This is a genomic window from Nocardiopsis metallicus (genome assembly GCF_014201115.1).
In the GTDB taxonomy this organism is placed as follows: Bacteria; Actinomycetota; Actinomycetes; order Streptosporangiales; family Streptosporangiaceae; genus Nocardiopsis; species Nocardiopsis metallicus.
This window is the reverse complement of the sequence record NZ_JACHDO010000001.1, coordinates 772,190-794,879: the sequence shown is the minus strand read 5'-3', so window position 1 is coordinate 794,879 and position 22,690 is coordinate 772,190. Positions and strand designations below refer to the sequence as shown.

The window sequence follows — 22,690 nt, the reverse complement described above, 5'->3', positions numbered from 1 at the left end:
TCATCCGGAGGCGTCCATGGCTTCGCGTTACGGCGACTACCAGCTGGAGATCTACCTCAACGGCCTCACCGGCGTCGTCCCCTCCCACCCCATGACCTACGCCGAGCTGGAACGGCGGGCCGCCGAATCCCTGCCGCCGTGGATCTGGTCCTACGTCGCGGGCGGAGCGGGCGACGAGCACACCCAGGACGCCAACGCCACCGCCTTCCGGCGCTGGGGCCTGTACCCCCGCATGTTCGTGGGCGCCGCCGAACGCGACACCGGCGTCGACCTGTGCGGCGTTCGACTGCCCTCGCCGCTGATGATGGCTCCGGTCGGGGTGGTGGGCCTGTGCTCGCAGGACCGGCACGGCGACCTGGCCACGGCCGATGCGGCGGCGCGGACCGGCGTGCCGATGATCGCCTCAACCCTGTCCCAGGACCCCATGGAGGAGGTCGCCGCGCGGTTCGGCGACACCCCCGGTTTCTTCCAGCTGTACACACCCACCGACCGCGAGCTCGCGGCCAGCCTGGTCCGGCGCGCCGAGGCAGCCGGGTTCAAGGGGATCGTGGTCACCCTGGACACCTGGGTCACCGGCTGGCGGCCGCGCGACCTGGCCACCGCGAACTTCCCCCAGCTGCGCGGGCACTGCCTGGCCAACTACACCTGTGACCCCGTCTTCCAGGAACGCGTGGGTAGGGACGCCGCCCCCGAGGCCGTGGTGGCGCACTGGGCCGGGATCTTCGGAAACCCGCTGACCTGGGACGATCTCCCGTGGCTGCGTTCGCTGACGGAGCTGCCGCTGATCGTCAAGGGCGTCTGCCACCCCGACGACGCCCGCCGCGCCGCCGACGGGGGCGTGGACGGCATCTACGTCTCCAACCACGGCGGCCGCCAGGCCAACGGCGGGATCCCGGCACTGGAGTGTCTGCCGGACGTGGCCGCCGCCACCGACCTGCCGATCATCTTCGACTCGGGGGTGCGGTCGGGTTCGGACGCGGTCAAGGCCCTGGCGCTGGGCGCGACGACGGTCGCGATCGGCCGCCCCTACGTCTACGGCCTGGCCCTGGGCGGGGTGGAGGGCCTCGTGCACGTCCTGCGGACGATGCTGGCCGAGGCCGACCTGCTGATGGCGGTGGACGGCTACCCGTCGCTGTCCGACCTCACCCCGGCGGCGCTCAAGGACCTGCGGGCCTGAGCACCGGAGCCTCCGAAGCCGGGATCCGGCCCGCCTCCCGGTCCACCGTGTGTCCCCGGGGCCGGGTCGGCGGGTGGAGCTAGCCTGGGCTGGTGGAAGTACTCACCCTGGTGTTCTCCCTGGTCGCGGCGACCGCGGGCATCGTCCTGTGGCGGTTGGAGTGGCTGAAGACCCCGCAGCAGGTCTGGCGGGTGCGCCGCCACCTGGTCCCCCCGGTGCCGGTCAGCGAGAGCGGACCGGCCCAGCCGGGACGGGTGGACGTGCGAGTGCATCCCGACGGCCGCGACACGGTGTACAGCGTGGTGTGCACGCTGCGGGGCGCGTCGGTGGTCGGCGGACGGCGGCCCAGGACCCGCCGCAACCGGTGCTCCCCGGACTCCGAACCGCTGCACCTGGCGCTCGTCCTGCCCCAGCCCGATCCGGCCGACCTGTGGGTGGAGGTCACCTGGGTGACCTTCCGGCCGAGTCTGCACCACGGGGAGCGGATCAACGTGCACACCGGCGAGTTCCTGCGCTGGCGCTGGTCCTGGTGGTCGCTGCGGTTGGGCCGGCGCCCGGGTGAGGGGTGGAGCAGCGTGCGCCCGTACCGGACCAGGGGCCGCTGGATCCATCACTCCGCGCGGCCGATGGCGCTGATCCCCGACCAGGCGTGAGGGGGTTCGGGCCAGACCCGGTTCAAACGTGACGAAGGGCCGGCGCGCGGGCGCCGGCCCTTCGGCGTCATCGCGGTGCGGGAAACGTCGGGGCACTGCCGTTCGCGGGTCACTCCCCGCCGTGGTTCTCCAGACTGTGCTTCTCCAGGAACGTGTACACGTCGTGCTCGTCCACGCCGGGGAAGGTCCCGGAGGGCAGGGCGGAGAGCACGTGGGAGTGGGCGCGGGCCGAGGGCCACACGTTCCCCTCCCAGCGGGAGGCCAACTCGGCGGGCGGGCGCACGCAGCACTCGCCGTTGGGGCAGTTGGACTTGGTGCGGTTGGTGGTCTCCCGGCCTCGGAACCAGCGGGACTCCTTGTAGGGCACGCCCAGGGTGATCGCGAAGTTGCGCTCCCGGCTGGGGTCCACGTGTGCCACGCACCAGTGGGTGCCGTTGGGCTTGTCCGTGTACTGGTAGTAGATCGAGTACCGGTCCGGTGACTGGAAGACCTGGCGGCCCGACCACTGGCGGCACATCCGCTGGCCCTCGATCGCGCCGGTGTCGTCGGTGGGGAAGACCAGCCCGTCGTTCTCGTAGGCCTTGTAGATGATGCCGGTCTCGTCGTTGCGGATGAAGTGGCAGACCAGGTCCAGGTGGCGGTGGGCCAGGTTGGTGAACCGGTGCGCGGCCATCTCGTAGGAGACGGAGTAGACGTCGCGCAGGTCCTCCACGGACAGGTCGCGGGCCTTCTTGGCCTCCTGGAGGTAGGTGACCGCGGTGCTCTCGGGGATGAGGACGGCCGCCGCGAAGTAGTTGGCCTCCACCCGCTGGCGCAGGAAGTCGCCGAAGTCCTTGGGCTGGTCGTGGCCGAGGATCACGTGGCCCAGGGTCTGGAGCAGGATCGTGCGCGGGCTGTGCATGCCCAGCGTGGTCTCCCGCTTGAGGTAGATGCGCCGGTTGACGTGGTCGGTCAGGGAGCGCACCGAGCGGGGCAGGTCCTGCACGTACTTCAGGGAGAACCCGTGGTGGGTGGCGATCGCGAGGATCTGGCCCTGGGAGAGGGGGCCCGCGGTGTAGTTGACCGCTTCCAGGGTCTCGGTGGCCGCGGACTCGATGTTCTCGAAGTAGTTGCCGCGCTCGCGCATCTGGCGGCGCAGGTCGGCGTTGGCCCGCCGGGCCTCCTCCGGAGTGGCGGTCGGCTTGGCGTGGCGCCGCTTGAGCTCGTCGTACAGGCCCACGATGTGTTCGAGGACGTCGTTGGGCACCCGCTTGCCCACCTTCAGGTGCGGGAGGTTGAGGCCCTGGTAGAGGGAGTCGCGCTGGGCCTCCTCCACCGAGATCTCCAGCTGCGCGCGGCGGCTCGGCGGCTGTTTCGACAGAAGTTCCTCGATGGAGACCCCGAGGGCGGAAGCCAAGGACGTGAGCAAGGAGAGCTTGGGTTCACGTTTTCCGTTCTCCAGCAGGGAGAGCTGCGAGGGCGCCCTCCCCACGCGTTCACCCAGGTCAGACAGGGTCATCCCGCGCGCCTTGCGGAGATGACGGAGCCGCTGACCAAAGGTGACGAGATCCAGGTCACCCGTCAAAGACGGTATTTCTTCAGCACCAAAGTACGCCATGGCTTCATCCTACGGAAAGAAACGACGATCTTCACCCGATTTCGAGTGGAAAACCCTTGGATCTTGCCTAAGAATCATAGTTACCGGCGGGGAACTTACCGCTCAGGGCTCACCCCCCTGGCCCTGGAAGGCCTCCCTCGACCGGTGTGAACACCTTGGGGACTACACGTAAGGCGGGAACGAACATGAGCACCAGCGCTCGACGTCAGGAAGCCAGCGCCGCACTCCAGCGCGACTGGGAGACCAACCCCCGGTGGGCCGGTATCGAGCGGACCTACTCCGCTGACGACGTCGTCAAGCTGCGTGGTTCGGTCACCGAGGAGCACACTCTGGCCCGCCGCGGCGCCGAGCGCCTGTGGGACCTGCTCCACACCGAGGACTACGTCAACAGCCTCGGCGCCCTGACCGGTAACCAGGCGGTGCAGCAGGTCCGCGCCGGCCTCAAGGCCATCTACCTCTCGGGGTGGCAGGTCGCGGCCGACGCCAACCTCTCCGGCAGCACCTACCCGGACCAGAGCCTCTACCCGGCCAACTCGGTCCCGGCCGTCGTCCGCCGCATCAACAACGCGCTCCTGCGCGCCGACCAGATCACCTGGTCCGAGGGTGACGACAGCGCCCCCGAGTGGCTGGCCCCGATCGTGGCCGACGCCGAGGCCGGCTTCGGTGGCGTCCTGAACGCCTACGAGCTCATGAAGGGCATGATCGCCTCGGGCGCCGCGGGCGTCCACTGGGAGGACCAGCTCGCCTCCGAGAAGAAGTGCGGCCACCTGGGCGGCAAGGTCCTCATCCCGACCAGCCAGCACGTCAAGACCCTGAACGCCGCCCGCCTCGCCGCGGACGTCGCCGGTGTCCCCTCCCTGGTCATCGCGCGGACCGACGCTCAGGCCGCGACCCTGATCACCAGCGACATCGACGAGCGCGACCAGGCCTTCACCACCGGTGAGCGCACCGCCGAGGGCTTCTACCGCTTCCGCAACGGCGTCGAGGCCTGCGTGGCCCGCGGCCTGGCCTACGCCCCGCACTCCGACCTGCTCTGGATGGAGACCGCGACGCCGGACCTCGAGGTCGCCCGCGACTTCGCCGAACGCATCAAGGCCGAGTACCCGGACCAGATGCTGGCCTACAACTGCTCGCCCTCCTTCAACTGGAAGCGTCACCTCGACGACGCCACCATCGCGAAGTTCCAGCGCGAGCTGGGCCACATGGGCTACAAGTTCCAGTTCATCACCCTGGCCGGCTTCCACTCGCTCAACCACTCGATGTTCAACCTGGCCAAGGGTTACGCCGAGAACGGCATGACGTCCTACGTCGAGCTCCAGGAGGCCGAGTTCGCGTCCGAGGCCGACGGCTACACCGCCACCCGCCACCAGCGCGAGGTCGGCACCGGCTACTTCGACGCGATCAGCACGACCATCGCCCCCGAGGCCAGCACCACTGCCCTCACCGGCTCCACCGAAGAAGACCAGTTCTCAGCGGCTCACTGACCCTGGTCTTCGTTCCCACAGAGGTCGTCCCACCCCGCTTTCGTGGCTGGGGCGGGGCGGGACGACCTCTCCCCCCTAGCCGTCGGCCATGCGCGGTCCGTGTCACACGCGCATGGCCGACGGCTTCTCCGCTTCTTCTCGGTTCCTTCTCCGCACATGAGGCGGAGCCCGCATGCGATTTGCCCCGTGTGCGGGCTTTTGCATTCGCGTCTCATTACATGGGTTAATACACAGACTCCCCGCTGCCTTAACACGCCGATCTCGCGTTGATAAAAGCCTTCCGGGCAACCAGGCGACCAAGGCTTCCCAGATCACAGGGGTTAAACAGGGTTTACTGGCCAGATTCGGCCAGACACGGACACCCGACCCCCTGTTCACATCAGCAAAACACCAATATGGTGTCTCATGCATGGGTCACAGAACAATAACGCCCGACTCGCTCCATCCTTTACCGGGTGGGTACAGCGAGACGGCCTACAGGCGTCCCGTCGGGCGGACCCGTAGCCAACATCCCCGATCACATGGAGTCACTGTGAAGCTCGAGGACATCAGCAAGGAAGCGCTCTCCACCACCCGTCGCGTCCTCGCCGGAGGAGCGATCGCCGCGGCCGCCGTGTTCGGTGTCGCCGCCTGTGAGGACACGGGCGTCGACCCGGGCGTCGAGGACCCGGCCGAGCCTGGCATGGAGAACGGCATCGACGACGGCCTCGACGACGGCATGGACGGCGAGGGCGACGAGTAACCCGTAGACCCCGAGGCCGGGGCGGTGGCCGCGTACCACCGCCCCGGCCGGCGTGTTTTCGTGTGCGGTTGCGCGTAGATTCGACGGGTGACCGACAGAATCCAGCAGAACCCGCGCGAGTCGGGCCCCTCCCCCGCCGAAAGCCCCGTCAAAGGCACAGCAGAGGGCACGCGCGCGAAAACCACCACCGTCCCGGACCTTCTCCCCGGCCGCACCCTGCTGCGCTGGGAGATCCTGTGCGTGCTCGCCCTCTCCCTGGGCGCCGCCGCGGTGTCGGCGACCATCTCCTTCCTCGGCGTGCTCACCGCGCCCGAGTCCATGGCCGACCAGACCGCCAGCCTCATCCGGTCCCGAGCAGAGGACCGCCCCTGGCTCGACCTGTCCTTCCAGCTGTACGCGGTGGTCTTCGCGCTCGCCCCGGTCGCGCTGGTGGTCTACCTGCTGCATCGGAGCGGGGAGTCCGCGCGGACCATCGGGTTCGACGCGAAGCGGCCCGGTTTCGACGCCTGGACGGGAGCGGGTCTGGCCGCGCTGATCGGCGCGGGCGGGCTGGTCGTGTACGTGGTCTCCTGGCAGCTGGGCCTGACCCGTACCATCGTGCCGAGCACGCTGGACGGCAACTGGTGGGACACTCTGGTCCTGGTGCTCCAGGCGTTGAAGAACGGTCTCCTGGAGGAGGTGATCGTGGTCGGCTACCTGCTGCACCGGTTGGGGCAGCTGGGGTGGTCGCCGTGGAAGGCGGTGCTGGCCAGTTCGGTGCTGCGCGCCTTCTACCACCTGTACCAGGGCGTGGGGATGTTCTTCGGCAACCTGGTCATGGGATTGGTGTTCGGCTGGTTCTACGTGCGCTACGGCCGGGTGATGCCGCTGGTGGTGGCGCACACGGTGATCGACATCGTGGCGTTCGTGGGCGCGGTGTACCTCCTCGGCCGGGTCGACTGGCTGCCCGTCTGAGGCGTCCGGTGAAGGAGCCGGCCGGGCGCCTCGCCGCCCCGGTGCTTCTGAAGCGTTCAGGCGCGGCTGGCGGCCTTCGCCGCTATGGCGTCCTCCAGATAGCGGGGACGGCCGAGCAGGAGCCCCACGACGAGGTTCAGGAGTACCAGCCCCATCACCATGGCCATCGGGGCGTGCCAGCCCTCGCTGAGCTCGTGCAGCAGCCCGAACAGGAACGGTCCGGCCCCGCCGAGCAGGTAGCCCAGGCTCTGGCTGGAGGCGGACATCGCCGCGGTGCCCTCGGCGGTGCGGGTGCGCACCGCGAAGATGGTGAGCGCCATGACGAAGCTGCCCAGGCCGATGCCGACGAGGGTGGTCCACACCCAGGTGCCGTCGAGCGGGGCGATCCACAGGCCGGTGAAGCCGACCAGGTAGGCGGCGACGAAGAGCAGGACGAAGGGCCGCTGGTCGCGCACGCGGACGATGAGCGAGGGCAGGATCAGCGACATCGGGATGCCCAGGGCGGTGAGGTAGGCCAGCATCACCCCGGCGGACTGGGCGTCCAGACCCTGGTCGCGCAGCATCTGCGCGAACCAGCCGAACATGATGTAGGCGATGGAGGACTGGGTGCCGAAGTACAGGACGCCCTGCCAGCCGATCCCGGTGCCCAGCACCTGGCGCGCGCTCAGCGCCTCGCGGGCGTCGCCGGGGGCGGGTTCGTGGCGCAGGGCCAACAGCCACGGCAGGGCGGCGACCAGGCCGAAGAGGGCATAGGAGCCCAGGGCGATCCGCCACTCGCCGGTGGCCTGCTCCAGCGGCACGGTGGCGGCGGCCGCGATCGCGGTCCCCACGGCCAGCCCGGTGGTATAGACCGTGGTCATCAGACCCACGCGGTGGGGGAAGTGCTGCTTCACCAGAGCCGGGAGGATGACATTACCGATCGCGCCACCGGAGAGTGCCACGACGCTCAGAGCAAGGAACAGCCAGGGCTCGGAGGCCAGGGCGCGGGCGATCAGGCCGACGGTGAGGGCGGTCAGCGCGTAGACGAGCAGGTGGTGTGAGCCCAGTCGGCGGCTGAGCGCGGGGGTGAGCCCGCCGAAGACCGCGAAGCACAGGACCGGCAGGGTGGTGAGCATTCCGGCACCCACCGCGGTCATGCCCAACCCCTGGGTGACCTCGCCCAGGACCGGCCCCACGCTGGTGATCGCGGTGCGCAGGTTCAGCGCCGCCAGGGCGATGGCCGCAGCGATGAGGACAAGGGCCCCGCGCGAGGGGACCGCGGCCCGTACGGGCCCGGTCAGGGAGGGGTTCTGCGGGGTTTTCTTTCGCGTGGGGGTTGCGCTCATAGGACTTGACTCACATATTCGTAGGATGACCCTATGTACTTCATGAGGATAACGCATTGCCGTTCAGGGCCTATTCCGGTCCGCAACTGGTCTAAGCTCCGGCCTTAACCGATCCGTACCTGTGCGCTGGCCCTGTCATCCGGCGACCCGCCCCTAGGAGGTATACGCGTGCCCCTCGCCTCGACACGCCGGACCGGTCTCGTCGACCAGGTCATCAGTCAGTTAAGAGCCCAGATCGACTCGGGTGAGTGGGGCGTGGGCGACCGCATCCCCACCGAGTCGGAGCTCTCCGACCAGCTCGAGGTCGGCCGTAACACCGTCCGCGAGGCCGTACGAGCCCTGGCCCACGCGGGCCTGCTGGAGATCCGTCAGGGGGCGGGCACCTTCGTCCGCGCCTCCAGCGAACTCGGCGGGGCCCTGCGCCGCCGCCTGGAGCGCTCCCGCCTACGGGAGAACCTCGAGGTCCGCCGCGCCCTGGAGGTCGAGGCCGCGCGCCTGGCCGCGCTGCGCCACAGCGAGGAGGACATGGCCGACATCGACCGCGCCATGGCCCTGCGCGAGGAGGCCTGGCGGACCAAGGACATGGGCGCGTTCGTGGAGGCCGACTTCACGTTCCACCGCTCGGTGGTCAACGCCACCCACAACACGCTGCTCATCGACCTCTACGACGACATCGCCCAGGTCGTCTACGCCAGCATCGCGCACACCGCGTACGAGCAGAGCGACGAGGCCTCCGAGCAGCCCTCCTCCGCCACCGACGGGATCGACCACAGCGGGCTGACCGAGGCCATCCGGGAGGCGGACCCGGTTCTCGCCGCCCGTGAGGCCACCTGCTACATCGACGAGCTGCTCTCCCTCACCGAGGAGTGAGCGCCCGCGTCAGGCGCCCGCGGTGAGCGCCTGACACCGTGTTCGTCTGAAACACACGGACGGGCCCGGAACCATCCCCTGGTTCCGGGCCCGTCCGCTCTGGTATCCGCCTCCAGAGGGGTCAGTCGCCGCCGTAGACGTCGCCCACGGCGGAGCGCGGACCCAGTCTCGGGCGGGGGTGTCCCTCCGCCGCGCGGCCCTCGCGGCGGGCGTTCAACGAGCGCGGCCGACCGCACCGCCCGGCCTGGTCGGCGCCGCCGTCCCAGCCAGTCACCCTGGAGGGGTCCAGGCCCAGCAGGTCCAAGGTGCTCTCCCCGGCGCAGACCGCGTCGATGATCTCCCGCTCGCGGCTGACGTTCTCCATGGTCTCGGCGATGATCGCGCTCACCTGCCCCCGGGGCAGGCAGACCACGCCGTCGTCGTCGGCCACGATCCAGTCGCCCCGGCGCACCGGCAGCGGGGCGGGACCGCTCGCGTCCATGTTGATCTGCTGGCCCACGGAGCCGCCCGCGTCGTGCCCGGCCTCGCGGACGGCCACCCCGGCGCCGAAGACCGGGAGCTCGCAGTGGGCGATGGCGGCGATGTCGCGTACGCAGCCGTCCAGGATGATCCCGGCCACGCCCTTGGTGCGCGCCGCCACCGCGAGGATCTCGTCCACGTAGCCGTACTCGGGCTCGCCGGAGACGTCCACCACCAGGGCGGACCCCGGCGGGGCCTGGGCCACGGCGACGTGCAGCGCCAGGTTGTCCCCCGGCGAGCAGCGGACGGGGAAGGCGGTCGCGGCGAACGCGGCCCCCGGCCAGACGGAGAAGAGGTGAGTCCCGAACGGACGCCCTCCGCAGCGGGCCAGTGCCACCGTTCCCACAGCCGTCAACGTCTTCGCAAGCGCCACGTCAGCCTCCATTACACCCGCGCCCGGTGCGGCCGGCTCGAACCGGCCCCCTCTATACTCGCCGGTAACTTAAGCGTGACGCAAGCCATATCAGCCCGAAACACGTAAAAACTGCTACCGATGGTTACACAGGAACTCGAAACAGACTCAGCCGACCGCCGCCACCGCGTCAAGGGCGGCTCGGGCAGCGGCGACGTCGTGCACGCGAAAGACCCGGGCCCCCTCACGGGCGGAGACGGCCAGGGTGGCCAGAGTCCCGTCACCGCGCTCGGTGACCCCGGCCCGGAGGGTCTCCCCCACGAAGTCCTTGTTGGAGACCGCCACCAGCACCGGCCAGCCGGTGGCCGACAGCTCGCCGAGGCGGCGCGTGAGTTCGAGTGAGTGGTAGGTGTTCTTGCCGAAGTCGTGGGTGGGGTCGATCATCACCCCGTCCGGGCGCACCCCCACCGACACCGCGCGTTCGGCCAGGGCGCACACACCGGACACGACATCGGCCACCACGTCGTCGTAGCGGACGCGGTGGGGGTCGGTGCGCGGGGCCAGTCCACCGCTGTGGCTGCACACCAGCCCGGTGCCGTACTCCGCGGCCACCCGGGCCAGGTCCGGCTCGGCACCGGCCCAGGTGTCGTTGATCATGTCCGCCCCGGCCACGGCGACGGCGCGGCCCACCTCGGCCCGCCAGGTGTCCACCGAGATCACCACCCCGGGGTAGCGGTCGCGCAGCTCGCGCACGAACGGCACCGTGCGACGGATCTCCTCGGCCTCGTCCACGTGGGCGCCGTAACCGGCCTTGACCCCGCCGACGTCGATGATGTCCACCCCCGCCGCCACGGCGTGGTCGGCCGAGGCCAGCGCGGCCTCCAGGGCGTAGGTGGCACCCCGGTCGTAGAAGGAGTCCGGGGTCCGGTTGATCACCCCCATCACCGCGTATCGGCGGCCCGCGAACGTCTGCCCGCGCAGCCTCAGTGTTCCCGCCGGGGGTCGTGTGTCCGCCAGGGGCCGTTTTCCTGCCTCGTCCGGCACAACCGGTTCCGTCACCATGGCTCCATCCTGGGGCATCACGAAGAGCCCGGGGCAGGGGGCCGGGCGACCGGCCCCCTGCCCCGGGTTCGGACGGGCACCTCAGGTAGGTACCTCTCAGGCGGGCACCCAACCGGCGGAGCGTTCACCGCCCCGGCGCTCCTTGCGCACCTGGAGGTAGTCCCACGTCTCCACGTGGGCCACCCCCGCCGTTCCCCGGATCCGCTCCAGGGCCTCCACCAGCTGGCAGCGATCCGGAGCGGTCAGGGTGCCGATCACGTCGTAACGACCGAAACCGCTGGCCAGGAACGAGATCCGGCCCATGTTGGCCATGGCGGTCCCCAGCGCGTCGGCGTCACCGCGACAGCGCAGGCCGAAGCCCAGCTGCTCGTTGGCGCCCACCGCCGAGGGCTCCACCAGCGCGGTCACGTGGACCACGCCCGAGTTGAGCAGCCGCACCACCCGTGAACGGGCCGCGGCCTGTGAGAGCCCGACCTGGCGGGCCAGGTCGGCGTACGAGGCGCGTCCGTCCTTGAGTAGTTTGCGCACCAGACGCCAGTCCAGCGCGTCCAACTCGATGTCGCGTAGTTCACGCACACTGCTGTGGGCGTCCTTGTACACGGCGTTGGCGCGGAAGACCTCCGCGCCGTCCACGCCCGGCAGTGAGCGCAGCTCGGTGAGCTCCTTGGTGAGAGCCGCGTCGTCGGCCACCCGGACCTGCGCGATGGCCGGGAACCTCCCGGCCGACTGCGCCGCGAAGGTCACGGCCTCGCGTTCCCCCAGCGCTTCCAGCAGCGGACCGACCGGGCCGCTGACGCGGAACGACACGTGGCCGAGGACCTCCATGCCCACCACACCGGCGTGCAACACTCCGACGATTCTGATCGCCCCCGACTGCACGAGCTGGCGCACCCTGGCGCGTACCGCAGTCCGGGACAGGCCCACTCCGTCGGCCAGGGCCTGGAACGTCGCTCTGCCGTCCCCCTGCAACGCCCGCATGAGCGCGGCGTCAACCGCATCGAGCACGATGGTTGCCTTTCGTTCCCATGACGCCGTCCTTACCCCCGGACGACGCCCCCTCCTCCGGGCAGATCATCGCAGTTGTGGCGCCTCTTCACTACCGATCGCGAAAGAAATCGGTTGATTCACCCCTTTGACCGGCCCGGGAGCGTCGTTCAATGCCCCAACCGAACCCTCTCGACCACATAACAGACTTGTATAGAACACCCCTGATGAGGTGACCACTGTGCACACAACCCCCGCAAAGCGCCACACTGATCTCACGGACCCGTGCGAGGCCTGCCGGGGCTACCCCCGGCGCACCGCGAGGGGGCGGCTCCACGCCCCACGGGTGCCGACGCGGGCACCGGGAGATCCGGAACCCCGGGAACCAACGGGTCGTTCCCCTACGTGTACCTGGGAAAGGGCACGACGGCAGGAGAAGTGACCGCCACCCGGCGACCGTGGCGAGTACACAGGAGTACCAGGACGGAGCAGTCGTCATCGCCCCGCGGCTTGAGAGGAATCGCTGGTGGCAGCGGAGGACGAGCGGCCGGAGAAGGCGCCCGCGCGCCCGGGCACGGGAGGGGCGCTGCTGTGGACCGCCGCGTCTCTTCCCCTCCCAGGTGCAGCGCACCTGCGCATGGGGCGCAGGGGTGCCGGGATGGTGATCCTCGGCGCCTACTTGCTGGGTATCGCGGCCCTGGCCCTCTGGCTGGTCCGGCTCGGCGCGCACGAGGCGGGCGCCGCGACGGTACTGACCGGGATGGCCGTGCAGGACCGCTGGTTGCTCGGCGCGATGGGCGCCGTGTTCGTGGTCGCGGTGCTGTGGCTGACCGTGATCGTGCACTCGTGGGCAATCACCCGGCCCGAGGGCGCGAAGTTCGGCCAGCGGCTCCTGGGCGGCGTCGTGGTCCTGCTCCTGTGCGCGACCGTGGGCGCCCCGGCGGCCTGGGCCCTGCACGGCGGGTACACGGCCTACGAGACGCTGGGCTCGGTCTTCGACGCCCCCGAGCGCGACGACCTGCCGCCGCACGACGCCGCCGACCCCTGGAACGGCGCGGACCGGGTCAACGTGATGCTGATCGGCTCGGACGCGGCGGACGAGCGGTACGGGGTGCGCACCGACACCATGATGGTGGCCAGTCTGGACACCGAGACCGGTGACGCGGTGCTGGTGGGCCTGCCCCGCAACCTGGAGAACATCCAGTTCCCCGAGGGCAGCGAGCTCGCCGAGCGCTACCCGGAGCCGTACGGGTTCAACCTGCTGCTCAACGACCTCTACCAGGCGGTCGCCGACGACCCCGACGAGCTGGCGCTCAACCCGCTCTCCTCCGACCCGGCCGCCGACACCCTCAAGAAGGTGGTCGGGTACAACATCGGCCTGGACGTCGAGTACTACGCGATGGTCGACATGATGGGCTTCCGCGACCTGATCGACGCCGTGGGCGGCGTGCGGGTACGCATCGAGGAGCCCATCCCGTACGGGGTGCACGGCGGAGTCCTGGAGCCCGGCTACCAGCTCCTGGACGGCCACGAGGCGCTCTGGTACGGCCGTTCGCGGATCGGCTCGGACGACTACGGGCGGATGGGCCGCCAGGGCTGCCTGGTCAAGTACGTGGCGGAGCAGGTCGACCCGACCACCGTGCTGACCAGCTACCGGCAGTTGGCCGGGGCCACCAAGCGGACGCTGAGCACCGACATCCCGCAGACGAAGGTGCCGGCCTTCATCGAGCTGGCCGACCTGCTGACCGACCACGGCGACATGAGCGCGCTCCAGCTGTCCCCGCCGCAGGTGTCCACCGGCAACCCGGACTGGGACGAGATCAAGGAACTGGTCCGGGAGGCGATCGGAGCCAGCGAGGAACAGGGCGACGACCTGTCCTCGGAGCCCTCCCCCTCGGCTTCCGGTGACGGCGCCGAGGAGGGCGTCGAGGGCCCTGAGCAGATCCAGGACCCGACCCTCGAGGAATGGCAGGAGTGGGAGGATGACGAGCGGACCGAGTGGCAGCGCTACACCGGTCTGGACGAGCCCTCCCCCGCCGACCCGGGCCGCCAGGTCGGCTCGGAGGCCACCGACCTCAACGCCATCTGCCCCTAGCCCCCGCCCCTCCGGAAATGACACCCCCTGGGGGTTCCGGCAAACCCCGGAGCCCCCGGGTGGCCGGTGTCGGTCAGCTGGCCACCGACCGTTGTCACCCCCGATCGGGCGTGTGACGCTGGCGCGGTGACCACAGCACAGCTCTGGACTCTCGTCGCCTTGGGCGCCTTCCACGGGCTACACCCCGGCATGGGGTGGTTGCTCGCCGTCAGCAGGGGGTTGCAGGAGGGCGGTCGCCGCCAGGTCCTGCGGGCCCTGCCCGCGATCGCCGTGGGGCACGCGGCCAGTGTCGCCGTGGCGGCGGTGGTGATCACCGTCACGGGTTCGGCCACGGCCTCGGTCCTGTTCCCGGTGCTCGGCGCAGGCGTGATCGTCCTGGTGGGGCTGGTGATGCTGCTGTCGCGGCGGCACTTCCACTGGCGCGAGGTGCGACTGCCCCTGTGGCAGCTGACCGCCTGGTCCTTCCTGATGTCCTCGGCACACGGCGCCGGGTTGATGCTGATGCCGGTCCTGGCCGGTCAGCTCCACCACACGCACGTGGACGGCGGCGGACACGGGGGGCATGCGACAGAAAGCCGGGGAACGGAGGCCGAGACCGTGGCCGCGGCGGAGGGGCCCTGGGCGGGCGGTGCGGATCCGGGTGAGACAGTCGGCGGGACCGGTGGGGCCGCGCAGGCCGGAGAGGCCGGAGAGGCCGCTTGGAGCCTGTGGGACGCCACGGTGCTCGGGCTCGCCGCCACCGGGGTGCACACCCTGGCCATGCTGGCGGCCGCCGCAGTGGCGGCGCTGATCGCCTACGACTTCCTCGGAGTGCACGCGCTGCGCTGGAAGGGCGTGACCATGGACCGGATCTGGGCGCTGACACTGGTCCTGGGCGGGGTCTTCGTCCTCTGGTCGGTGCTGTGGCCGACCCTGTGACCGGCCCCACCCCGTGTTTCGTTTACGGTTTCCGAGTTGATTCCGGTCACAGTCGGGAATGGGAGCCGTGTCCGATGTGTCCCATAGACGGAGCATCCCGCAGGGAGCCGTGAAGACACTGGCGCCCGGGACGTCGACGGCGGCGCGGCCGCCCGTCCCCGGCGTGGAGGGGCAGAGTCCATGACACACAGATCCACCGGGTCCGCCATGGCGCACCGCCGATGGCACGGGCTCATCCTGTCCGTGGCGATCCTGGCCGTCCTGGCCACGGTCGGCGTGTTGGGCACCCGATGGGTGGTGGAGAACCAGGAGCGGATCTTCCCCGTCTCCGCACCGTGGGGGCCCGAGTGCTCGGTGTGGACCGGCGAGGAACAGATCAAGCTCGACCGCGACCAGGCTCAGCGGGCCAGTACCGCCGCGGCCGTGATCAACCAGGGGGACAGCGCCCCCGTCGAGCAGCCCGATGTCGACGACATCCCCGACGAGGTCATGGACGCCCTCGTCAACGGCCCCGAGGACGACGCGGGACCGTCCATGAGCTGCCGCTACTCGGGTGAGGATGTCGAGTTCGAGGAGGAACTGCCCTCGGGCATGACCCCGCGCACCGAGGCCATGAAGGCGGGCATCGAGGCACACTTCGCCGACACCAGCATCGGCGGGTACGTGCCCGGCGGCTACGACAGCGGCCACGGTGAGGGTTCGGCGCACTACGAGGGCCGCGCGCTCGACATCTTCTACCGGCCGGTCAACGAGGACAACCGCCGTGAGGGATGGCTGCTCGCGCACTGGCTGATCGCGCACGCCCCCGAGTACAAGATCGACGTCATCATCTTCGACGACAAGATCTGGAGCACGCGGTACCCGTCGATGGGCTGGCGCCACTACGACGCCGACCCGGACAACGAGATCCTGCGCCACCTGGACCACGTCCACGTGGACGTGCTGCGCGGAACAGACCCCAGCGCCGACGCCTGAGGGCCCGGCCCCGGGGCCGGGCACCAGGATTCATCCCGGCGGCGACGGGCCCGGACCACCGCTGGAACTCAGGCGGTGGCCCGGGCCCTGCTCGTGTGCCCTGGCGGGCGGCGGTGGGCGGACGGTCAGTCGTCCAGGCGGAAGCCGACCTTGAGCCCCACCTGGAAGTGGGCGACGGCGCCGTCCTCGATGTGCCCGCGGACCTGGGTGACCTCGAACCAGTCGAGCCCGCGCAACGTGGCCGAGGCCCGCTGGATGCCGTTGCGGATGGCCTGGTCGACACCCTCGGTCGAGGTACCGACGATCTCCGTGACGCGGTAGGTGTGGTCGGTCATGGTTGACCCCCTGCTGAGTCGGTGGTGGTGCGGCCGGGCCAAACCCGGTCCCGTACCCTGCCTCCCCGCAATCCCCGCCCGCCACACGGGCACCCTGATTTCCTCCGCGCACCTTTCCGGAGAACGGATCCGAGCACTTTGCCGATTCTTTCCGAGGACTTTGGCCCCGGCTGAGGCTCGCTTGACCCCAGGGGCGGGTGTTGCGGGGATCGAATAATGAGACGAAGGGGAAGCGGGAGTGCCAGATAAGTCCTGACCTGGGACTTAGGGCCCTCTCCCGCGGGACTCTCCCGAGACAACGTCGTAACTGAGGTTTTCTCAGCGAAATGATCTCTGCGGAGCAGGGTGATTTTCGGATCCCCGCCGGGCCGGACGAGTGGCACCTGGATGCGAGCAGACGTAAAGCCCCTGGTAGGACAGGTCTCACCACAAGATCATGTCCGTAACCACCAGAGGCTTCACGTTGGTCACCTATTCTGCCACCCTCGACGTCCCACGCCACATCGTCGAGTTCCTCGCCCGACACCTGGCCGCCCACCGCCGAAGCATCGCCACTCCGAAGGGCTCACGGGCACTCGGGCCGTTCCGCCAAGCGGTGCTGGTGCTGCGCTGGTTCCGTGAGCGCGGCTGTGTGCACTGCCTGGCCCGTGACGCCGGAATCTCCCAGGCCACCAGCTACCGCTACCTACACGAAGGCATCGACGTCCTCGCCGGCCAGGCCCCCGACCTGCACGAAGTCTTGGCCAATTGCCACAACGAAGGGATAGCGCGCGTAGTCTTGGACGGCACGCTGATCGCCTCCGACCGCCTCGCGGGCGTCCGCGAGAACGGCAACGACCTGTGGTTCAGCCAAAAACACAAGGCCTTCGGCGGCAACATCCAGTTCCTATCCGCACCGGACGGCACCCCGCTGTGGGTCTCCGCAGTCGAGCCCGGATCCACCCCCGACATCACCGCCGCCCGCCTCCACGCCCTGCCCGCCCTGTACAAGGCAGCGGCCGAGGGCCTGCCCACCCTGGCTGACAAGGGCTACCAAGGCGCCGGTATCGGCGTGCACACCCCCATCAAGCGCCCTACGGGCCAGGGCGAAGGGGCTCTGCACGTGGACACACGGATGTATAACGCGCTGTTGCGGCACGTGCGTGCGCTCGGTGAGCGCACCGCCGCCGAACTCAAGGAGCGCTGGCGGACGCTGAAGTACGTCACGCTTAGCCCGAGCCGGATCGGAGACATCGCCCGTGCGGCTCTTGTCCTCAACAGGCAGTGGAAATGATCTTCGCTGAGAAAACCTCACTGACTCTTGACGTACCCCGGGGGGCAGCGGTGTACATTAGGTCCTAGCGCTTCGGTCCCCCGTCGAAGCGCGGGACGATGTTTCGAGCCCCCGTCGAAACATCGCTGCGACGCCGGGTGGTTTGCCCCCGTAACCACCCGGCGTCGCCTTTTGTCCGCACCCGGTCGGCGTGAATACCCGTCCGTGGCCGGGGCTTGACCACCGAATCCGCTTTGTCTCCTGGGGATCTGCATTGGGTAATACCGCACCGGACGCACACTGCTCACGCAAGAGCTGCAAGGCGCCCGCCGAGTGGGCCCTGGTATGGAACAATCCCAAGCTGCACACCCCCGACCGCCGCAAGGTATGGGTGGCCTGCGACGAGCACCGCGACTATCTCGCCAACTTCCTGGACCTGCGCGGCTTCCTGCGCGAGACCGTCCCCATGGCCGAGTTCGAGGGCTAGCTCCGGGGCGCTGCCAGCCCGCGCCCGAACCCCTCACCCCGGGGAGACCGCGCGGACCAGTTCACGCACCCGGCCGTGACCGCACTCCCCCGCCGCCACTCCTTCGGGCCCCGGATGCGCCGCGCCCGCTCCAGGAGCAGCCCCGTCAGAGTGGGGCCTCGCCTTCACCGCTCCCGCGCGCCGTGAGCCCGGACACCACCGGACGCACCAGGTTCCGCAGCCAGCCGATCAGGGACAGCGGGTGGCCGGCGAGCTGTTCCAGCACGGTGGCGAGCACGGCCACCAGTTCCTCAGTGCCCGCCCCTTCCCGTGCCCGCGCGTGGAAGAGGGCGTCGGTGAGCCGGGCAGCCTCCGCCAGGTGCTGGGGATCGCGACCTGTTCCGTGATTCATCGACGAACACCTACTTCTGTCATCACAGACCACCCGCGTGCAGGACCGCCAGGCCAGGGCCCGCGGCCTGGGTCCTCCCGCCTGGGGAGAAGCGGCAGAAGAGGCGGGTCGAGCGGGGGTTCGAGCCCGTCCCGGACACGTGGTCCAGGCGTTCGTGTTCGCCCTGGACCCCGGCGGCCGAACCGCACCACAGCCCAGCTCGCACCGCGGGGCCGCTCGGGCGGCCGGCGGACAACTCACAGGAGGCCACAGCACCGGCCTGGCAGGCGCGGCCGCCGCCTTCACGGACCCTACGGGCACAAATGTTCGGGATGCTGATGTTCGGCTACAGAATCAGCAACGGTTCACCCCGGCCGGTCCAGGGCCCGGCGGACGCGTTCCAGGACCTCGGGGGTGTCCACGTCGAAGTCGGCGGGGGCGTCGGCAAGCGGCACGTGGACGGGCTTCAGCGGGCCGAGCAACCGGTAGAGCGAGCGTCCCGTGTAATCGGCCAGCGCGGCGCGCAGGGCCTCGGTGTGCCAGATCCCGGTGAGCCACTGCTCCCGGCCGCCGGCGTCCACGAAGACGGCGCCCGCCGAACCCGCGTCCGCGCCTTCCCCGGCAGCCCCGGCCAGTGCGGCGAGGTGGCCCGGGTTGAGGTGGGGCAGGTCGGCGGCGAGCAGGGCCACCCAGGCGGCGCTCACTTGGGACAACCCAGCGCGCAGGGCCGGGACGGGGCCGTCCCCGGGCGGGTCCTCGCGGACGTAGCGGGCCCGGGGGCTCTCACGTTCGGGGCCGACCACCGTCACGCCCGCGTTCGGGTCGTGAGCGCGAACAGTGGCGACCACGTGTTCCAGCAGGGTGCGTCCGGCGACGGTCAGGCCGGGTTTGTCGGCGCCGCCCATGCGGGTCGCCGCCCCTCCGGCCAGCACCACGGCGTGCAGGTTCTCCATCACCCCAGCATGCACCCGTGTCCCGGCGTGCGCCCACACCGGCTCAGCCCTTGACGCACACCACCTGGCGCAGGTGGGCGACCACCTCGACCAGGTCGGTCTGGGCCTCGATCACCGACTCCAGGTCCTTGTAGGCGGCCGGGATCTCGTCCACCACGCCCCGGTCCTTGCGGCACTCCACACCCTTGGTCTGCTCGATCAGGTCGGCCTCCGTGAAGGTCTTGCGGGCCTTGTTCCGGCTCATCCGGCGTCCGGCGCCGTGCGAGGCGGAGTTGAAGGAGGCCGGGTTGCCCAGGCCCTTCACGATGTAGGTCCCGGTGGCCATGCTGCCCGGAATCACACCGAAGTCCCCTGAACCGGCACGGATCGCCCCCTTGCGGGTGACGAGCACGTCCACGCCGTCGTAGGTCTCCTCCGCCACGTAGTTGTGATGGCAGGAGATGCGCTGTTCGAACGTGGTCCCGGGGATCCGGTTGGCCAGGACCTGGCAGGCCAGGCCCATCATGACGTCACGGTTGCGGCGGGCGTAGTCCTGCGCCCAGAACAAGTCGCGGCGGTAGGCGTCCATCTCCGGGGTCCCGGTCAGGAACACGGCGAGGTCGCGGTCGGGCAGGTCCTGGTTGTGCGGCAGCGCCTGCGCCTGGGAGATGTGGTGGTCGGCCAGCTCCTTGCCGATGTTGCGGGAGCCGGAGTGCAGGACCAGCCAGACGGCTCCGTCGTCATCCAGGCACACCTCCAGGAAGTGGTTGCCGCCGCCCAGGGTGCCCATCTGGCGACGGGCGCGCTCGTGGCGGGGGCGCACGGCGGAGGCGAGGTCGTCGAAACCGCCCCAGAAACCGTCCCAGCCGGTGCCCTTCAGGCCGGGGATCCGGGCGGGGTCGACGGGGGTGTCATGGGAGTTGAAGCCGACCGGGATCGCCGCTTCCAGGGCCGAGCGCAGGGGGCCGAGGTCGTCGGGAAGTCGTTCGGCGCTCAGGCCGGTGCGGACCGCGGTCATCCCGCAACCGATGTCGACGCCCACGGCCGCCGGGCTGACGGCGTCGCGCATGGCGATCACCGAGCCGACCGTGGCGCCCTTGCCGTAGTGGACGTCGGGCATGACGGCCAGCCCGTGCGTCCAGGGCATCCGGGTGACGTTGCGGAGCTGGTCCATGGCGGCGGACTCGACCTGCGCCGGGTCGGCCCACATGCGGATGGGAACGCGCTCGCCGGGTACTTCGGTGTAGGACATGGGGCCACCTCCCGTTTCTGTTCGAGCCCCGGGGCACCGACGTGTTCTGTGCCCCGGAACATCAAGTCAGAGGGGCCCGGGGGGAGGCAACCGGTTTATTGCGGTTCGGCGTGTTCGCGCGCGAGCGCGGCGGGGTCCGGAGCGCGGGGTCAGCCGCCGATCGCGGACATCGGGCGGGCCGGTTGGAGGAAGCTCGGGTCGTTGATGCCGTGGCCGGGGAGCTTGGCCATGACCGCGGCCCGCCAGCGGTCGGCGATCTCGTCGTCGGTGGCACCCTCGCGCAGGGGCGTGCGCAGGTCGGACTCCTCCCGGGCGAAGAGGCAGTTGCGGATCTGGCCGTCGGCGGTGAGCCGGACCCGGTCGCAGGCCCCGCAGAACGGGCGGGTGACCGAGCCGATGACGCCCACGGTGGCGGGCTCGCCGTTGGGGAAGCACTGACCGCGCAGACGGAAGAGCTCCGCGGGCGCGCTGCCGCGGGTTTCGGTGTCGGCGGGGTCGAGGTCGAACTCGGCCTCCAGCCGTGTGAGGATCTCGTCGGCGGTGATCATGGTGTCGCGGCGCCAGCCGTGCTGGGCGTCCAGGGGCATCTGTTCGATGAAGCGGAGCTCGTAGCCGTGCTCCACGCAGAAGCGGAGGAGGTCGGCGGCCTCGTGATCGTTGACGTCGCGCATGAGCACGGCGTTGACCTTGACCGGGGTGAGTCCGGCGCGTGCGGCGGCGGCCATCCCCTCCAGGACGTCGTCGAGTCGGCGGCGCCGGGCGAGCTTCTCGAACACGACGGGGTCGAGGGTGTCCAGGGAGACGTTGACCCGGTCCAGTCCGGCCTCGGCCAGGGCGGGTGCCATCCGGGCGAGCCCGATCCCGTTGGTGGTCAGCGCGGTGTGCGGGCGGGGCGTGAGGGCGGTGCTTCCGGCGACGAGGCCCGGCAGACCCCGACGCAGCAGGGGTTCTCCGCCGGTGAAGCGGATCTCCTCGATGCCGAGCCGCGTGGTCCCGATGCGGATCAGGCGCAGGAGTTCGTCGTCGGTGAGCAGCTCCGCCTTGGGGAGCCACTCCAACCCTTCCGGGGGCATGCAGTAGGTACATCTGAGGTTGCAGCGGTCGGTGAGCGACACGCGCAGGTCTGTTGCCACGCGGCCATAGGAGTCGGCCAGCACGGACGTCACCCTCTCCAGTCTGAGATTGCCGAGCAGGAAGTACACGAAATTGCACCCACCCGAGGGATACCCATCCTTAAGCGTAGAAGATCCAGTTTCACGGTGTGTAGCCCTAATCACACCTTTTGGCATATTTCGTTGGCACACACGAGAGTTGGCTGCCCAGTCTGGCCTTTGACCCAAGGCAGCGGCGTCGATCGTTACACAGGCGATGCCCTCCGGCCCCCGGGCCCGGTGTTCTAGGGTGACCACTCCGGCGGCGACCATCCGATCGTCGCAGACGGAAGCGGCAGCGAGGAGGCAGGACACGGTGATCAGCACACGTGAGTGGGGTCTGGCCGGCGGGCCGGACGGGTCCGGGAGACTGGCGGCACGGGCCTGGGCGCCCGCCGAGGGCGAACCGACCTGGCTGGCCGTGCTCGTGCACGGCTACGGCGAACACCTGGGCCGCTACGAGCAGGTCGCCCGGGACCTGTGCGCCGCCGGAGCGGTGGTCTACGGGGCCGACCACCGCGGCCACGGCGGGTCCTCCGGGGAGCGGGTCCTGATCGACGACTACGCCGGGGTGGTCGAGGACGTGCACCGTGTCCTCACCCAGGCGCGCACCGCCTACCGCAGCCTGCCGCTGGTCCTGATCGGCCATTCCATGGGCGGCATGATCGCCACCCGATACGCCCAGGTGTACCCGGGCTCGGTGCAGGCGCTGGTGCTGTCCGGGCCGGTCCTGGGCCGATGGACCGCGGCCGAACGGCTCGCCGCGGCCGAGGTGATCCCCGACGCCCCCATCGACCCCGCCACCCTCTCCCGGGACCCGGCGGTCGGCGAGGCCTACGAGGCCGACGAGCTGGTCTGGCACGGCCCCTTCAAGCGGACCACGGTCAACGCCCTGCTCACCGAGCTGGAGCGGGGCAACAGCGCGGGCAGTCTGGGCTCCCTCCCCCTGCTGTGGGTACACGGGCACGAGGACCAGCTGGTTCCGGTGTCCGACACGAAGGTCGGCATCGAGGCGGTGGCGGGCGAGGACGTCACCGCGCGGATCTTCCCCGGCGCCCGGCACGAGGTCTTCAACGAGACCAACCGCGACGAGGTGCTCGGCGAGGTGATCCGCTTCGCCCACCGCTTCTCCCTCTGACCCCGGGCCTCCCCCGATTTCGCGTGCTCTTGCTACCAGGAGCGCTGAGCCGCTGAAACCCGAGGC

22 protein-coding genes are annotated in these 22,690 nt (G+C 70.1%); 12 read left to right on the top strand and 10 right to left on the bottom strand.

Annotation, left to right across the window (positions count from 1 at the left end; all coding sequences use genetic code 11):
* Window positions 1-16 precede the first annotated feature (16 nt).
* Both HNR07_RS03440 and HNR07_RS03435 read left to right on the top strand, forming a co-directional pair.
* On the top strand, window positions 17-1,177 hold the full coding sequence (locus tag HNR07_RS03440; RefSeq protein WP_184361812.1) for an alpha-hydroxy-acid oxidizing protein: 1,161 nt from the start codon (window positions 17-19) through the stop codon (window positions 1,175-1,177).
* Window positions 1,178-1,269: 92 nt separating this feature from the next.
* Entirely contained in the window at window positions 1,270-1,830 is a 561-nt protein-coding gene (locus HNR07_RS03435; RefSeq protein WP_184361809.1) for a hypothetical protein, read from the top strand.
* Window positions 1,831-1,939: 109 nt separating this feature from the next.
* Here the strand turns inward: HNR07_RS03435 and HNR07_RS03430 are convergent, their stop codons facing one another.
* Window positions 1,940-3,394: a helix-turn-helix domain-containing protein gene (locus tag HNR07_RS03430; RefSeq protein WP_184361807.1), complete on the bottom strand. Its 1,455-nt coding sequence runs from the start codon at window positions 3,392-3,394 to the stop codon at window positions 1,940-1,942.
* 218 nt (window positions 3,395-3,612) lie between these two features.
* Between HNR07_RS03430 and aceA the strand changes: the two genes are divergently transcribed.
* The 3 genes from aceA to HNR07_RS03415 all read left to right on the top strand — a co-directional run bounded on the left by aceA (window position 3,613) and on the right by HNR07_RS03415 (window position 6,607).
* On the top strand, window positions 3,613-4,911 hold the full coding sequence (aceA, locus tag HNR07_RS03425; protein ID WP_184361804.1) for an isocitrate lyase: 1,299 nt from the start codon (window positions 3,613-3,615) through the stop codon (window positions 4,909-4,911).
* Window positions 4,912-5,443: 532 nt separating this feature from the next.
* Window positions 5,444-5,653: a hypothetical protein gene (locus tag HNR07_RS03420; protein WP_184361801.1), complete on the top strand. Its 210-nt coding sequence runs from the start codon at window positions 5,444-5,446 to the stop codon at window positions 5,651-5,653.
* An 87-nt stretch (window positions 5,654-5,740) separates the two neighbouring features.
* Complete coding sequence (locus tag HNR07_RS03415; RefSeq protein WP_184361798.1) at window positions 5,741-6,607, top strand: CPBP family intramembrane glutamic endopeptidase; 867 nt, start codon at window positions 5,741-5,743, stop codon at window positions 6,605-6,607.
* Window positions 6,608-6,663: 56 nt separating this feature from the next.
* On the opposite strand, the gene HNR07_RS03410 is transcribed toward HNR07_RS03415, so the two are convergent.
* Window positions 6,664-7,932 carry a CynX/NimT family MFS transporter gene (locus HNR07_RS03410; RefSeq protein ID WP_246420047.1) on the bottom strand — a complete coding sequence of 423 codons (1,269 nt, stop codon included), beginning with the start codon at window positions 7,930-7,932 and terminating at the stop codon, window positions 6,664-6,666.
* Window positions 7,933-8,100: 168 nt separating this feature from the next.
* Between HNR07_RS03410 and HNR07_RS03405 the strand changes: the two genes are divergently transcribed.
* Window positions 8,101-8,802, top strand: coding sequence for a FadR/GntR family transcriptional regulator (locus HNR07_RS03405; RefSeq protein ID WP_017582965.1), 702 nt, complete (start codon window positions 8,101-8,103; stop codon window positions 8,800-8,802).
* 121 nt (window positions 8,803-8,923) lie between these two features.
* On the opposite strand, the gene HNR07_RS03400 is transcribed toward HNR07_RS03405, so the two are convergent.
* The 3 genes from HNR07_RS03400 to HNR07_RS03390 form a co-directional block, all read right to left on the bottom strand.
* The gene (locus tag HNR07_RS03400) at window positions 8,924-9,667 is read right to left on the bottom strand and encodes an RraA family protein (protein ID WP_184371377.1); all 744 of its coding nucleotides are present in this window, start codon (window positions 9,665-9,667) and stop codon (window positions 8,924-8,926) included.
* 174 nt (window positions 9,668-9,841) lie between these two features.
* Window positions 9,842-10,735 carry a dihydropteroate synthase gene (gene folP, locus HNR07_RS03395; RefSeq protein WP_184361795.1) on the bottom strand — a complete coding sequence of 298 codons (894 nt, stop codon included), beginning with the start codon at window positions 10,733-10,735 and terminating at the stop codon, window positions 9,842-9,844.
* 96 nt (window positions 10,736-10,831) lie between these two features.
* A complete protein-coding gene (locus tag HNR07_RS03390) occupies window positions 10,832-11,740 on the bottom strand; it encodes an Lrp/AsnC family transcriptional regulator (RefSeq protein WP_184361793.1) in 909 nt (302 codons plus the stop codon).
* A gap of 505 nt (window positions 11,741-12,245) precedes the next feature.
* On the opposite strand from HNR07_RS03390, the gene HNR07_RS03385 reads away from it, so the two are divergent.
* From HNR07_RS03385 to HNR07_RS03375, 3 genes are all read left to right on the top strand, one after another.
* On the top strand, window positions 12,246-13,814 hold the full coding sequence (locus HNR07_RS03385) for an LCP family protein (RefSeq protein WP_184361791.1): 1,569 nt from the start codon (window positions 12,246-12,248) through the stop codon (window positions 13,812-13,814).
* A gap of 126 nt (window positions 13,815-13,940) precedes the next feature.
* Window positions 13,941-14,732, top strand: a complete 792-nt coding sequence (locus HNR07_RS03380) for a cell wall anchor protein (protein ID WP_184361789.1) — start codon at window positions 13,941-13,943, stop codon at window positions 14,730-14,732.
* 180 nt (window positions 14,733-14,912) lie between these two features.
* Window positions 14,913-15,707, top strand: coding sequence for a hypothetical protein (locus HNR07_RS03375; RefSeq protein ID WP_184361787.1), 795 nt, complete (start codon window positions 14,913-14,915; stop codon window positions 15,705-15,707).
* A gap of 125 nt (window positions 15,708-15,832) precedes the next feature.
* Here HNR07_RS03375 and HNR07_RS03370 read toward each other — a convergent pair whose 3' ends face one another.
* On the bottom strand, window positions 15,833-16,042 hold the full coding sequence (locus HNR07_RS03370) for a dodecin (protein ID WP_017582972.1): 210 nt from the start codon (window positions 16,040-16,042) through the stop codon (window positions 15,833-15,835).
* Between the two features lie 463 nt (window positions 16,043-16,505).
* On the opposite strand from HNR07_RS03370, the gene HNR07_RS03365 reads away from it, so the two are divergent.
* Window positions 16,506-17,315 (top strand): transposase family protein, encoded by an 810-nt coding sequence (locus tag HNR07_RS03365; protein ID WP_184371353.1) that lies wholly within the window; start codon window positions 16,506-16,508, stop codon window positions 17,313-17,315.
* Window positions 17,316-17,568: 253 nt separating this feature from the next.
* Window positions 17,569-17,781: a hypothetical protein gene (locus tag HNR07_RS03360; protein WP_017582973.1), complete on the top strand. Its 213-nt coding sequence runs from the start codon at window positions 17,569-17,571 to the stop codon at window positions 17,779-17,781.
* A gap of 145 nt (window positions 17,782-17,926) precedes the next feature.
* Here the strand turns inward: HNR07_RS03360 and HNR07_RS03355 are convergent, their stop codons facing one another.
* The 4 genes from HNR07_RS03355 to moaA form a co-directional block, all read right to left on the bottom strand.
* Window positions 17,927-18,172, bottom strand: coding sequence for a hypothetical protein (locus HNR07_RS03355; RefSeq protein ID WP_184361785.1), 246 nt, complete (start codon window positions 18,170-18,172; stop codon window positions 17,927-17,929).
* Window positions 18,173-18,516: 344 nt separating this feature from the next.
* A complete protein-coding gene (mobA, locus tag HNR07_RS03350) occupies window positions 18,517-19,107 on the bottom strand; it encodes a molybdenum cofactor guanylyltransferase (protein ID WP_376769900.1) in 591 nt (196 codons plus the stop codon).
* A 40-nt stretch (window positions 19,108-19,147) separates the two neighbouring features.
* Window positions 19,148-20,335: an RtcB family protein gene (locus HNR07_RS03345; RefSeq protein ID WP_184361781.1), complete on the bottom strand. Its 1,188-nt coding sequence runs from the start codon at window positions 20,333-20,335 to the stop codon at window positions 19,148-19,150.
* 149 nt (window positions 20,336-20,484) lie between these two features.
* Window positions 20,485-21,492: a GTP 3',8-cyclase MoaA gene (moaA, locus tag HNR07_RS03340; protein ID WP_184371374.1), complete on the bottom strand. Its 1,008-nt coding sequence runs from the start codon at window positions 21,490-21,492 to the stop codon at window positions 20,485-20,487.
* 310 nt (window positions 21,493-21,802) lie between these two features.
* Here moaA and HNR07_RS03335 point away from each other — a divergent pair, with 310 nt between their 5' ends.
* Complete coding sequence (locus HNR07_RS03335; RefSeq protein WP_184361779.1) at window positions 21,803-22,624, top strand: alpha/beta hydrolase; 822 nt, start codon at window positions 21,803-21,805, stop codon at window positions 22,622-22,624.
* Window positions 22,625-22,690: the final 66 nt, after the last annotated feature.